Genomic DNA, 13,422 nt, shown 5'->3' on the forward strand with positions numbered 1-13,422 from the left:
ATAATGGAACCATGGAATTCGGAATCTTCACCATCGGCGACGTCACCACCGACCCCACCACCGGTGTCACGCCCACCGAACACGAGCGCATCACCGCGACGGTCGAGTACGCGCAGAAGGCGGAAGAGGTCGGACTGGACGTCTTCGCCACCGGTGAACACCACAATCCACCGTTCGCGGCACCGGCGAATCCCCCGGTCCTGCTGTCCTACCTGGCCGCACGGACCAGCCGGATCCGTTTCTCCACCGCCACCACCCTCATCACCACGAATGACCCCGTCCGCCTGGCGGAGGACTACGCCTACGCCCAGCACCTCGCCGGAGGACGCCTCGACCTCATGCTCGGACGGGGCAACACAGGACCGGTGTACCCGTGGTTCGGGGCCGACATCCGGCAGGGAATAGCCCTGGCAGTCGAGAAGTACCACCTGCTCAGAACCCTGTGGCGCAAGGAGAACGTCGACTGGAAGGGCGAGTTCCGCACGCCCCTGCAGGGGTTCACGTCGACCCCGCGGCCCCTGGACGACACCCCGCCGTTCGTGTGGCACGGTTCCATCCGTTCCCCGGAGATCGCAGAGCAGGCCGCCTACTACGGTGACGGTTTCTTCCACAACAACATCTTCTGGAACATCGAACACACCCAGCACATGGTGAGGCTCTACCGTCAACGGTACGAACACTACGGTCACGGAGCGGCCGACCAGGCCGTCGTCGGCCTCGGAGGGCAGGTGTTCATCGGGGAGACGACGCAACAGGCGGAGAAGTTCTTCCGGCCCTACTTCGACAACGCGCCCGTCTACGGTCACGGCCCGTCGATGGAGGAGTTCACGAAGATGACACCCCTGACCGTCGGTACCGTCGACCAGGTCATCGACCGCTACCTCGGCTACGCAGACAAGGTCGGCGACTACCAGCGCCAGCTGTTCCTCGTCGACCACGCCGGACTGCCGAAGGAGGTCGTCCTCGAACAGATCGAGATTCTCGGCCGCGAGGTCGTCCCGGTGCTCCGGCGGGAACTCGAGGCACGGCGTCCCGCTCATGTCCCCTCGGATCCTCCGACGCACGAGTCGCTGGTCAGGGAGGGTAAGGACGCCCCGATCCACCTCATCGAACCCGCGGGGAAGACGGCGGACACAACCGGTGCAGCAGGAGCGGCCGGAAAAGCCAGCGCTGCAGAGGAGCAGAAGTGATGAAGAGCCTTGTGATCGTCAACGCCGGTCTCGGCGACCCGTCCACCACGCGCCAGGTCGCCGAGCGGGTCGGGGACGCCGTCGTGCGCCGGGTCACGGCGGCAGGTGAGGGGCTGGAGGTCCGTCGGATCGACCTGCGCGACCTCGCCTCCGACCTGGCCACGTACATGACCACCTACATTCCCTCGGAGGCCCTGGACCGGGCCAGGCGCACCGTCTCCGCCGCGGACGGGCTGATCGTGGCGACCCCGGTGTTCCAGGGCAGCTACTCGGGCCTGTTCAAGATGTTCTTCGACACCCTGGAGATGCGTTCCCTCGAAGAGGTGCCGGTGACGATGGTCGCCACCGCGGGGACTGCCCGCCATTCGATGGTGCTCGACTACGCGGTACGGCCGCTGCTGTCGTTCCTCCACGCCCTGGTGCTGCCGACCGGAGTGTTCGCGGACACCGCCGAATTCGGTGCGGACAGCGGACTGTCCGCCCGTATCGAGCGGGCCGCGGGCGAACTCGCCCGCCAACTCACGGCTGTCCGGGGAGTCCGCGGGTTCACGGGTGACAGTGGTGCACCGGACGGGGCAGCCTCCGCCGGAAAGCCCCGGAATTCCCGTCCGGTGGCGGGGGAGGCGCTGCAGGGGGACGGAGGGGCGGACTTCCGCGTCCCGGAAGGTGGTTTCGCCTCCCTGCTCGCCGGTCACAGCGGCTCCTGACCTGCAGTGACGGTCTGTATTGTGCCCCAGGGCAGATTCGAACTGCCGACACCCGCTTTAGGAGAGCGGTGCTCTATCCCCTGAGCTACTGGGGCGCACCGTGACAGTGTAGCGTGTGCCTGCCACGGGCAAAAAGCGCACCCCGCTTTAGGGAGCCGGGGCACGTGATCCGGTTCTAGTGCTGGACCGGAGCTTCGACTCCGACACCGGTCAGCGAGCGGACCTCCATCTCCGCCTGCAGGGCCTCCTTGTGGTCCGGCTTGCCGAGGTAGGTACCGAGGACGGCGAGGAGGAATCCGACGGGGATGGAGATGAGCCCCGGGTTGGTCAGGGGGAACCAGGAGAAGTCCACGCCGGAGATCATCGAGTCCTTGGCGCCGGAGACGGCGGGGGAGAAGATGAGCAGGACGAGGGCGGAGATCAGACCACCGTAGGTCGACCAGACGGCACCGGTGGTGTTGAACCTCTTCCAGTACAGCGAGAACAGGATGGTCGGGAGGTTGGCCGAGGCGGCGACACAGAACGCGAGGGAGACGAGGAAGGCGACGTTCTGGTCCATGGCCAGGATTCCGAGGACGATGGAGATGACGCCGAGAACCACCACCGTGATCTTCGATACCCTCACCTGCTCTTCTTCCGTGGACTCACCACGCCGTATGACCGAGTGGTACAGGTCGTGCGCCACCGAGGCTGAGGCGGTGATCGCCAGGCCGGCGACGACGGCGAGCACGGTGGCGAAGGCGACGGCGGAGATCAGCGCCATGAACACCGGTCCTGCGAGTTCGAGGGCCAGCAGTGGTGCGGCGGAGTTGGCGCCGCCGGCGGAGTTCGAGATCCGTTCCGGTCCGACGTAGGCTGCGGCGGCGTATCCGACGACGAGGGTCATGAGGTAGAACACGCCGATGAGGACGATGGCGGAGACCACGGACTTACGGGCTTCCCGGGCTGTGGGGACCGTGTAGAAGCGCATGAGGACGTGGGGGAGGCCGGCGACGCCGAGGCAGAGTGCGAGTCCGAGGGAGATGAAGTCGAGCTTGTGGGCGGTGTCCACCCCGTACTTCATGCCGGGGTCGAGGATGGCGGTGTCCCCGCCGTGCATTTCGACGGCCTTGTCCAGCAGGTGGGAGAAGTTGCCGCGGTAGGCGGCGAAGACGATGACGACCATGATGAAGACGCCGGCGATGAGGAGCACGGCCTTGATCATCTGGACATAGGTGGTGCCCTTCATTCCGCCGATGAGGACGTAGGCGATCATGACGACGCCGACGATGGCGATGACCAGGGCCTGCCCGCCCTTGTTGTGGATGTCGAGGAGGGTGGAGACCAGTGCACCGGCTCCGGCCATCTGTGCGATGAGGTAGAACAGGGTGACACCCAGGGTGGCGAAGGATGCGGCCAGGCGGACGGGGCGCTGCTTGAGCCGGAACGACAGGACGTCCGCCATGGTGAACTTGCCTGTGTTGCGCAGCGGCTCGGCGACGAGGAGGAGGGCGATGACCCATGCCACGAAGAAGCCGATCGAGTACAGGAATCCGTCGTAGCCGGTGAGTGCGACGGAGCCGACGATGCCGAGGAAGGACGCCGCCGAAAGATAGTCGCCCGCGATGGCCAGACCGTTCTGGGTTCCGGAGAAGCTGGCGCCGCCGGTGTAGAAGTCGGACGCCGTGGAGGTCTTCTTGCCGACCCTGGTGACGATGGTCATCGTCACCACGATGAACGCGACGAAGATGATGATGTTGAGGACGGGGTTTCCGGCTTCCGAACTGGAGGCCGCGAGGTATGTCGTGGTCATGGTGCTCCCTTAGACGGTGCGGGTGTCGGAGTACGGGCCGGTGTGTTCGAGACGGTTGCGGATGTCCGCGGTGAGAGGTTCGAGCTCACGGTCGGCGTACTTCACGTACGCCCAGGTGATGACGAAGGTCGTCAGGAACTGCAGCAGACCGAAGACCAGTCCGACGTTGATGTTCCCCCAGAGCTTGTGGGAGAAGAAGTCCGGGAGGAACATCGCGGTGACGATGTACACGACGAACCACAGGATGGCTGCGATGGTGACCGGGAAGGTGAAACTGCGCCGCTTGGTGCGGAGCTCCTGGAACTCGGCGCTCTGCTGTGCCGCGATGAACTCCTCGGCTGTCGGTGTGTGCCGGGGGTCGGGTGTCGACATGGGCTCCCTTTCGTGTTCGGTGATCCCTGTGAAAACGGATATCGAGCATGTCGCGGGCAACGGGACCGGATATGGACCGGTCCGACCGTCAGTGACAGGAGTCACAGGCGTGCCGCGGATGGGAGCCAAGTTACAGAAGTGTGCGAAGTCTTTTCAATGTTGAATTCAAAAGGGGGGTCCCGTCCGCGTGCTCTACCCCCAGCCGTGTGGCTGACGTGCAGGGACATCGGATACACAGGGGGTGACTGCAGGGACACCTGCAGAGGTAGGACCAAATGGGCAGGGACGAAGATAGTGTCTTAAACATGCGCAACCCCCGCCCGGGCAGTTTCGGGGACCGCCGGGGCGGCGGTATCCCGGCTCTGCCGGTGCGGGGGAGCGGTGGGAAAGCGGTGCAGGGGGCCGGTGTCAGGCCTGTTACGTCAGGCCTGTGACGAGGTGCCGGTGAGTTCGGCGACACGGCGGCGAACCTGACCGGCCGGAGGGTTGGTGGAGTACGAACCGTCGGCGTACTTCACGGTGGGGACGACCCTGTTGCCGTCGTTGACGGACTCGACCCAGGCCGCGGCGTCGGCGTCCTCCTCGACGTCGATCCGGGTGTAGGGGGTGCCGGTACGGTCGAGGTTCTCGACGAGGCGGGTGCAGAACGGGCACCAGGTGGTGGTGTACAGGGTGACAGCGGGAGCCGGAGCATCGGACATGGATTTCTCCTTCACAGGGTTGTGCCGGTCGACCCGGAGGACCGGGCGGGGCGTGTACGGCGACCCCCGGTCGTCCGGGTGAACTCACAGATACGGTATCGCAGCGGGTGCTCTCCCGTGAGGGCGGTGCCGCGGGCGGAGTCCAGCCACGGACCGTCGGCCACCGTGAAGTCGGTTTCCGCCCGCATGTCCGGTGCCCGGACCGTGAACCTCTCCGGCGCGCCGCAGGCGATGTCGGTGACCACGACCCGTTCGGCGACCGGGACGCACTGCCGGTACACGTGGCCGCCGCCGAGAATCCACACCGTCGACACGCCCAGCTCGAGGGCGGACAGTCCGGCGGCGGTGACGGCGCCGGGCAGTGAGGTGTGCACGGTGGCTCCGGGTGCGTCGTAGGCGGCGTCCCGGCTGATGACGTGGTTGTCCCTGCCCGGCAGGGGACGGTACCTGGGGTCAAGGGCCTCCCAGGAGATCCGCCCCATCACCACGGGAGTTCCGAGAGTGGTCGTCTGGAAGTGTTTCAGGTCCTCCGGCAGGTACCACGGCATGTCGGCGCCGTCGCCGATGACGCCGTCGGTGGTCTGGGCCCAGATCATGCCGATCTCCACCCCGTCGGGGAATCCGCCGAGATCGTCCCACGTGATCACGGGGCGGCCGGTGAATGCCGGCTGCGCGCCCATCAGACGGCCACCGGTGCCTTGATCCCGGGGTGCGGATCGTACCCGGTGACCTCGATGTCCCCGAAGTCGTAGGAGAAAATGTCCGGGGCGTGCTTCAGGTGCAGGGTGGGGTAGGGCCGGGGTGTGCGGGACAGCTGCAGCCGGACCTGGTCGAGGTGGTTGTCGTAGATGTGGCAGTCGCCACCGGTCCAGACGAACTCCCCGACATCCAGACCGGCCTGCTGGGCGAACATATGGGTCAGGATCGCGTAGGAGGCGATGTTGAACGGGACGCCGAGGAACATGTCGGCACTGCGCTGGTAGAGCTGGCAGGACAGCTTCCCGTCGGCGACGTAGAGCTGGAACAGCAGGTGGCACGGGGGCAACGCCATGCTGCCCAGTTCCGAGACATTCCAGGCGGAGACAATGTTGCGCCGTGAGTCCGGGTTAGTTTTCAGGGTCTCGAGTGCGGCACTGATCTGGTCGATGTGCCGGCCGTCGGGTGTCGGCCAGCTCCGCCACTGCACCCCGTACACGGGTCCGAGGTCGCCGTCGGCGTCCGACCACTCGTCCCAGATGCTCACACCGTGGTCGTGCAGCCAGGCGATGTTGGAATCCCCCCTGAGGAACCAGAGCAGTTCCCCGACGACCGAGTGAAGGTGCACTTTCTTGGTGGTGACCAGGGGGAAACCCTCCGCCAGGTTGAACCGCATCTGACGGGCGAACAGGCTGCGGGTGCCGGTACCCGTCCGGTCGTCCTTGTGGACGCCGTGGTCCAGGATCTCGCGGAGGAGATCTTCGTAGGGGGTGGGAACCGTACGCCCGGAGGATGCGCCTGGAGGGGTGGTGGAACTCATGCCCACCAGGATAGGACAACAGGACGGCGCAAGGTTCCGTCACGGTGCCTGTACGGCTGCTGTCACCGTGGCTGTCACTACGGCGGTCACTGCGGCTGTGGCGGTCCGGCCACAGGTCCGGTGTACTCGGGCCACCGGGGGGCGACCACGGCGAGATGGTCGAGGAAGAAATCCACGGTTCTCCTCCACTGCCGTCGTGACGCCTCGGTCAGGCTCTCCCTGTCGGTGAGAGGTTCGTCGTCCGGTCCCCTGAAAACCCGGGCACCGGGACTGCCACGGTCGCGGAGGAACTCCGCCAGCTGCCGCTGGAGGTGAGCTACAGCAGATGTGGTCAGGTCAGTGATGTACATCAGGGAGAACACCGACTGCCTCCATGTGAAACCGAACTCATTCAACTGCGCCAGTAATTGATCTGTCACAGGAAAGACGGTGCGAAGTGACCGGGTCTGCGAGGTGAACACCGCCTCCAGGTAGGGGTACCTGGTGAACATGTCCCATGCGCTGTCAGCGACTGTGCCAAGAAATTCTCTCCAGTCTTCGCAGTGAGGAGGATCTGTGACCTGGGAAGAAATTTTCCCGAGGCAGGCCTCCAGAAGATCATCGCGGGAACTGAAACACCGGTACAGTGCGGGGCTGGTGATTCCGAGCTTTTCAGCCACCGCCGCCATCGTGAAAGTTGACACTCCGATATTCAGGGCCGCTTCCACGGCATCTTCCGGACTGAATTTCGAAGGTCGTCCCCGTCGTTGTCCGGTGTTGTTTAATCTTCCCATGGTTGTCAGAGAGTGCGCCGGTGAATTGCACCTGCGTGACAGGCGATGGACCGGGCTTCCCGAAGGAACCCGGTCCAAGTCTGGTGCGACAGTATCTGCACTTTCAGCGAATCTAGTTGAGAATCGCCTTCAGATGTTAGATGAGGGAACCTGCGACGCTGCCGACCAGACCAAGCAGGCCAGTGACCAGAAGTCCGAGGGTGCCGCCGAGACCGAGAAGAAGTCCACCGATCATGGTAGATCCTTTCTGTAGATGTGAATGATGAAGGGAAAAGAGCAGTAAAAAAATGATCAATTACTGCATGGAGAAGTTTTCCAGACGGATGGAATACGTACAAGTGGATAGTTGCTGCAGGTCTGTCCTCGGGGGTGCATCGGGAATGCAAGTTGAATTCACTGCTGTCGAGGTTGTTGCCCTGTCAAAGGGTAAGTGTCGACAAGTTCAGGGGTGGTGTGGAAGAGGGGTCTGCTGCGCCGAAGTGACCCCATTGAGGGGGAGGTACGCAAACTGAAGGATGATAAAGTAATCACAAGCAGTGTGGGGATGCTGATCGCGTAAGACGGTATTCTGGGAGTGAGGCGCGGCCGCGGTCAGTGAAGTACCGGCGAGTAGCTCTTCCGTTATCCTTTAATGGTGTGGAAGTGATTCATCTTTCGGTGTGGTGAATGCAGCTTGGCAACTTTCGCGTAGTTTACTATTGTTGGAATATGTTCTGGTGCGTCAGAGATGCGGGGGTAAATAGTTCGGGCTGTAACTTCCGCGTGCTGGCCTGTCTGGTCGAACAGGGTGATAATGCGCGTGTGGCGAAGCACAGTGCGGACAGAAAGAGCGAGTCGGGCTCTGACGCACAACGGAGAACTCCGACCTTCGCTTCGGTCACGGGGGAACTGCTTCTGACTCTCGGCGTCATTGTGGCCCTTTTCGTCGTCTACCAGGTCTGGTGGACGGACATTGAAGCCGGGAAACTGCAGGCCCAGGCGTCCGGGGACCTGGAGCGGCAGTGGGCGGACGAGAATCCTCGCCCGCTGACCCGCGATGTGGAAGGTGCCGCTTTCGCTCGCATGTTCATCCCCTCGTTTGGCCCAGACTTCAGTTACGCAGTGGTGCAGGGGACGTCCGATGATGCCCTGGACCGGGGTCCCGGGCACTACGTGAACACTCAGCTGCCGGGACAGCCGGGGAACTTCGCGGTGGCCGGACATAGGGTGGGGCGCGGTGCCCCGTTCAATGATTTGGGTTACCTCAGCACTTGTGATGCGGTGGTGGTGGAGACAGCTACAACCTGGTACATTTACCGAGTTCTTCCCGTCGGTAACGACGAGAATTCATCGGAGATTTCTCGTAGGGGAGCGGTGCAAAATTGCCTTCACGCCCCTGTTGTCGATGAAGTTGTGTCCGGAAGATATGCGAATTTACCCGGAAGGTACGTGACCTCGCCGGGGAACATCAGCGTTCTTAACCCTGTCCCGGGAACTGGTGGTGCATTTGTCTCTGAGGGTGATCTTCCCATTCTCACTTTGACGACATGTAACCCACGCTTCTCGAATAAGGAGCGGATGATAGTCCACGCGGTTCTTGAACATTCTGAATCCAAGGTGGAAGGAATTGTTCCCGCTGTGTTGGCTGGAGGAGAATGAGATGTATTCATGGTTGTGGCGGCACCTGCCCGGTCCGAGGTTGGTGCGTGCTATTGCTGTTTTTTTATTGTTGGCCGCGGCATTTTTTTTGTTGATGGAGATTGTGTTTCCATGGTGGGAGTCCATTCTCCCGTTTAGTGATGTTACGCTTTAGCCCCAATAATGTTAAGTTATGTTCTCTGGTGGTACGTTGGCGCCATGCCACGCGTCGGAAAGTTCACACCATCCACTCACACCCGCTTGTCCGGTCTCGTCTCCATCGATGTGCTCACCCGGGTGGTTCCGCCCGAGTCGGTTGATTGAATCGCTCCGAGTTTTGTAGAGACTCCCGTACCTGTCATCACGCGGCGTCTGCCGCGGTGTGGTGATGCTGCCGAGGTGGGTTCAGCGGTATTGGGGCATTGAGAACAAGCTGCACTGGGGCCGTGACGTGGTCTTCGGTGAGGATGCGTCGCTAATCGGTACCGGGGTCGGCCCACGGGTGATGGCGACGCTACGGAACACAGCGATCAGTGTGCTGCGGCTGATCGGCCGTGAGGACATCCAACCGGCTCAGCGGTACTTCGCGGCTGTGTTTGACAGGCCAACTGTGCTGGTCATGACCGTTCATCACCGACTATGACGGATCCCTGGCCCTACCCCACACTCAAACAAGAAGAATCGAATATGTAAGGGGGGGGAACGAATAAAAAGTGTCGGGTGATAACTTTTATTCATACGTGGACTGGACTTATAATTCGCTCGCTATGACTCTTGAACTGGCGGTCTTAGTGAGTCAAACAAAAGCCCGGTAAGAGTTTACGTCGACTACTTTTACCTGGCACGTCCACTTGCTCTAAGGAGAGTCGAATTGAATCGATCATTAAGAATGAATGCAGTTCCCGGTTGGAGGCGTGCGATATCGGCGATCGGTGTTTCTGCACTCTTTGCCGGTATGGCCGTATCGACGGGAACTGCCGCGGCAGCCGACAATGCGTCCATTAATCCCTTTGAAGTGAACAACGGGTTCACTATCGTAGGGCGTGGTGACGTGAAACTGGGTAACGGTGAGCTTGAAGGGTCCGTCGCAGCTTTCAAGTCGTTGGAGTCAACAAAGTCCAACTATCCAGTAATTCACAAGGCGGCGGGAACGGGGGATTACTCTGTCCCAAAGGTGGATGGTGTTCCGGTCCGTATCTTGGCGGACAGCTTTGTCGGAAACGGGTCTTTTGATGTCTCGAACCGGGGAGCAGTAGACGGTTCTGAGGCGGGCAAGGCTGTAGCCAAACTTGTCAAGACCGAGGGTCTAGAAGCTAAGCAGCGGAGTAACTTCGTGCGACTTCACCGTACTGCGGCAGGAGAGGAGGAAGGAAATATCGATCTGCAGGCGGCAACCCCTTTCGTTAATGACTTGAGCCCATACAAGGCTGCGCAAGATACTGTGGCCTCCTACTTCGAAGCTCTGGACACCAAGGTCTCACAGGCGAACAAATGCCTTGATTCGCTGTATCTGTCAGAAGCGAGCTCCGTGAACAAGGTCACGATCGGCGAGGAAGGTGGATCGCCTGCCCCCTCGGGCTTTTCGACCGATAAGCCTAACGTTATTGAGTACGGAGACTTGGCCAACTTTACTCAACATAAGATGAAGATGGCGAAGGCGGGCGGCTACAAGCCAACCGCCGCTGCGCCCCTGATTATCCACGTTCCGGCTGGGACCACGGATCTTAAGCTAGACTTCGAGGGATGGGATGTAGGTGGCGCAGACCAGGAGCTGGCTCGCTACATTATGTTTGATCTATCCGATGTCAGTGGTGAGGTTTCAATTACCGAAGTGCCTCTTGGCGCCATGTGGGCTCCGAATTCCTCTCTGAAATTCGACTCGAATACGACCACAAACGGCCAGTGGTATTCCGGTAGCTCGGTGACTGCTGGGCCTAGCGCCGGAGAGGTGCATCACCACGCATTCTCGGCGAAGCTGCCCTGTGACACCGCAGATGAGGATGCGGTGCCTTCCATCGCTACCTCCGCGACTGTAACGGAGGGTGCCGTCGATGGAGCCGACGGCAAGACCATTTCTACGAATGGTGGTTCGATCACTGACACGGTGACTTTCCATGACCTGAAGCCCGCGACCGAATACACCATGGCGGGCCAGCTGGTGACGGCCGAGGGTGAGGAAACAGGAATCAAGGGCGCGGTGACTTTCACCACCCCGCCTTCCACTGGCGGGGAGGCCACGGTCGACGGCACCGTTGCGATGGAGTTCAAGATCTCTGGCGAGCAAGCCGCCAAGTATGCAGGAAAGTCGTTGGTCGTGCTTGAGGCTCTGAGTCTCGACGGCAAGGAGGTCGCGACACACAACGACGCGGGTGACAAGGCCCAGACCTTCGTCATTGCGGAGCAGCCGGGTACCACGGAGCCGAGTGAGCCGGGTACCACGGAGCCGAGTGAGCCGGGTACCACGGAGCCGAGTGAGCCGGGTACCACGGAGCCGAGTGAGCCGGGTACCACGGAGCCGAGTGAGCCGGGTACCACGGAGCCGAGTGAGCCGGGTACCACGGAGCCGAGTGAGCCGGGTACCACGGAGCCGAGTGAGCCGGGTACCACGGAGCCGAGTGAGCCGGGTACCACGGAGCCGAGTGAGCCTGTCACCGGTATAGAAATCCAGAAGAAGATCAGCGGTGACAAAGCTAATGAGGTTAAGTCTGAGGAGGACGCAGCTTATGACATCCTGCTGTCTTGGAAGGACAGTGAAGGTATCGAACAGTTCAGGAAGGTGACTGTTACTCCGGATACCCCGGTGGACGTCTCAGACCTGCCGCACGGAGTGGAGATTACCCTGACGGAGGCCAATGCTTCGTCATCCATAAATGGTGTCGCCTGGTCCGACATCGTCTGGTCCGGTGATGGAGTGGTCGACGAGAAGGGAGCTTCCCGACAAGGAACCGTCACTCTCGTGGAGAACCAGGTCGCTAAGGTGACTGTCGAGAATGTCACGGACGACAACGACGCCGCCATCATCATCCCGATCATCCCGACCATCCCGGTCGCTCCGGTAATCCCTGTGAATCCGGTGAACCCGGATGCGCCTGATTCTCCGATCGTGAATTATCCGGAAGTTGACCACGAGACCATTGATTCTGACAGCGCCCGTCCTAGCGCTGGCCCCGAGTCCCACGGTGGCGGCCTGGCCAACACCGGTGCAAGTGTTATGGGTCTTGGTGCACTCGCCGTGATTCTCGTCGGTGGGGGTGCATGGTTGGTGATGAGGAGTCGTCGCGAGGCCTGACTCCCGCCATCTGAGGCCGCTCATTCACGTCGTCAGATGTGATATGGCACGGGAATGCCTCTGAGAGATAGTCCTCCCCGTCGGTGACCATGGATGATCCCCGTGGACACGGCCGGGGAGGTTCTCGCCATGTGTACCCAGCTGTACTGATTGTTGAAAACAGCGTGGTTTACTGGCTCTTCGCGGTGGGGAGTGCGTATAGCTGGCAGTAGGACGGGGTCCGGGGTGGCACAACATGCACAGGCCCCGGCCGGTACAAGATGAGAGATGCGAAGCTTCCATCTGACCGAACCAGGACCCTACCGTGCACCCTACTGGCAACCTCGTCGCCGACACCATCTGCCGCACTGCGGAACTCGGACTGACGATCACCGGTGCTGCCGACGCCGGCACACTCACCATCATCGACACTGCCCCGGTGTCAGTCGCCTATTCCTGCCCGGACTGCGCGATGCCTGGGGCGAAGCGGGACCACGTCCGACGTCGACTCGTCGACCTGCTGGTCGTGGGGTTCCCCACTCGCCTGCACGTCCGGGTACCCAGCTTCACCTGCACCAACCCCGCCTGCGGCAAGAAGATCGTCCAGACCTCCCTGCCGTGCGCCGACGATGGAGCCACGCTGACCGGGCGGGTGACCCCGCTGGATCCTCCAGCGCCTTGCCATCGACCGGATGAGTGTGAAAGCCACTGCTAAGGCGCTCGGGGTGGGCTGGGAATTGGTCAACAAGGTCGCCGTCACCGCAGCCCGCAACCTTGTCTACGCCGACCCGTCGCACCTGGGGCGGAGTACGGATCCTCGGAGTCGATGAGCATGTCTGGAAGCACACCCGCCGCCCCGGTGAACCGTCCTCAATGGTTACGGTACTGGTGGATCTGACCTCACTGGTCGACGGGGCGGGTCCGGCCCGTCTGATCGACATGCGGCCGGGCCGCAGCGCAGAGGTTCTGCGGACCTGGCTTTGTGAACGTGACCCGGACTTCCAGGCCGGGGTAAAGGTCGTGACAAGTGGCACGGATTCACCGGCTACGCCACCGCCGTCGACCACGCACTCCCTGCGGCGCGGAAGGTCATGGACTAAGTTCCACGTCGTCCACCTGGCCGCCGAGAAACTCACCGGGTGTCGGCAACGCCTACAGCGGGAAACCACTGGGCGGCGGGGGAGGAAGGACGATCCGCTGTACAAGCACCGCCGGGGCCTGCTGACCAGAACGGACTATCTCACCGACCGGCAGAAACAACGACTGCAACTGCTGTGGGATACCGATGACGACTACGTCGCGTTGCAGGTCACTTGGCAGTATCTACCCGGACTTGATCGGCGCGTTCGGGCACCCGGAAGTAGTGCCCCATAGAGTGGTGTAACTCGGTGGCCGAGCCCCTCTACGAATCCGTGTTGTGCACGGATGTAGAGCGGCCACCGTGTGATCCTTCGAGTCAACCGTCTAAAGAATCCTCGAGGAGTCA

The 13,422-nt window shown here is 61.9% G+C and carries 12 protein-coding genes and 1 tRNA gene; 6 read left to right on the forward strand and 7 right to left on the reverse strand.

Annotation, left to right across the window (positions count from 1 at the left end; translation table 11 throughout):
* The first annotated feature begins 11 nt into the window (after positions 1–11).
* Positions 12–1,190 carry a CE1758 family FMN-dependent luciferase-like monooxygenase gene (locus tag E0E18_RS12145; protein ID WP_130841048.1) on the forward strand — a complete coding sequence of 393 codons (1,179 nt, stop codon included), beginning with the start codon at positions 12–14 and terminating at the stop codon, positions 1,188–1,190.
* Complete coding sequence (locus E0E18_RS12150; RefSeq protein ID WP_066590135.1) at positions 1,190–1,897, forward strand: CE1759 family FMN reductase; 708 nt, start codon at positions 1,190–1,192, stop codon at positions 1,895–1,897. Before E0E18_RS12145 ends, E0E18_RS12150 begins: the two co-directional genes overlap by 1 nt.
* Positions 1,898–1,919: 22 nt before the next feature.
* Here E0E18_RS12150 and E0E18_RS12155 read toward each other — a convergent pair.
* From E0E18_RS12155 to E0E18_RS12185, 7 genes are all read right to left on the reverse strand, one after another.
* Positions 1,920–1,992 (reverse strand) — tRNA-Arg (locus E0E18_RS12155).
* An 80-nt stretch (positions 1,993–2,072) separates the two neighbouring features.
* Entirely contained in the window at positions 2,073–3,689 is a 1,617-nt protein-coding gene (locus tag E0E18_RS12160) for a solute symporter family protein (RefSeq protein ID WP_066590137.1), read from the reverse strand.
* A 9-nt stretch (positions 3,690–3,698) separates the two neighbouring features.
* Entirely contained in the window at positions 3,699–4,061 is a 363-nt protein-coding gene (locus E0E18_RS12165) for a DUF485 domain-containing protein (RefSeq protein WP_066590140.1), read from the reverse strand.
* 422 nt (positions 4,062–4,483) lie between these two features.
* On the reverse strand, positions 4,484–4,762 hold the full coding sequence (locus E0E18_RS12170; RefSeq protein ID WP_066590142.1) for a mycoredoxin: 279 nt from the start codon (positions 4,760–4,762) through the stop codon (positions 4,484–4,486).
* A gap of 11 nt (positions 4,763–4,773) precedes the next feature.
* Positions 4,774–5,442, reverse strand: a complete 669-nt coding sequence (locus E0E18_RS12175; RefSeq protein WP_130841050.1) for a dihydrofolate reductase — start codon at positions 5,440–5,442, stop codon at positions 4,774–4,776.
* On the reverse strand, positions 5,442–6,278 hold the full coding sequence (locus E0E18_RS12180) for a thymidylate synthase (RefSeq protein ID WP_130841053.1): 837 nt from the start codon (positions 6,276–6,278) through the stop codon (positions 5,442–5,444). The genes E0E18_RS12175 and E0E18_RS12180 overlap by 1 nt, the downstream gene beginning before the upstream one ends.
* An 86-nt stretch (positions 6,279–6,364) precedes the next feature.
* Positions 6,365–6,961, reverse strand: a complete 597-nt coding sequence (locus E0E18_RS12185) for a TetR/AcrR family transcriptional regulator (protein ID WP_161972290.1) — start codon at positions 6,959–6,961, stop codon at positions 6,365–6,367.
* A 756-nt stretch (positions 6,962–7,717) separates the two neighbouring features.
* Between E0E18_RS12185 and E0E18_RS12190 the strand changes: the two genes are divergently transcribed.
* The 4 genes from E0E18_RS12190 to E0E18_RS14535 all read left to right on the forward strand — a co-directional run bounded on the left by E0E18_RS12190 (position 7,718) and on the right by E0E18_RS14535 (position 13,310).
* Positions 7,718–8,689: a class E sortase gene (locus E0E18_RS12190; protein ID WP_237559774.1), complete on the forward strand. Its 972-nt coding sequence runs from the start codon at positions 7,718–7,720 to the stop codon at positions 8,687–8,689.
* A gap of 934 nt (positions 8,690–9,623) precedes the next feature.
* Positions 9,624–11,957 (forward strand): collagen-binding domain-containing protein, encoded by a 2,334-nt coding sequence (locus E0E18_RS14350; protein WP_161972291.1) that lies wholly within the window; start codon positions 9,624–9,626, stop codon positions 11,955–11,957.
* Positions 11,958–12,261: 304 nt separating this feature from the next.
* Positions 12,262–12,651, forward strand: a complete 390-nt coding sequence (locus E0E18_RS12200; protein ID WP_130841057.1) for a transposase — start codon at positions 12,262–12,264, stop codon at positions 12,649–12,651.
* A gap of 158 nt (positions 12,652–12,809) precedes the next feature.
* Positions 12,810–13,310, forward strand: a complete 501-nt coding sequence (locus E0E18_RS14535; RefSeq protein WP_419866054.1) for a transposase — start codon at positions 12,810–12,812, stop codon at positions 13,308–13,310.
* Positions 13,311–13,422: the final 112 nt, after the last annotated feature.

The organism is Corynebacterium neomassiliense, assembly GCF_900626215.1.
GTDB lineage: Bacteria > Actinomycetota > Actinomycetes > Mycobacteriales > Mycobacteriaceae > Corynebacterium > Corynebacterium neomassiliense.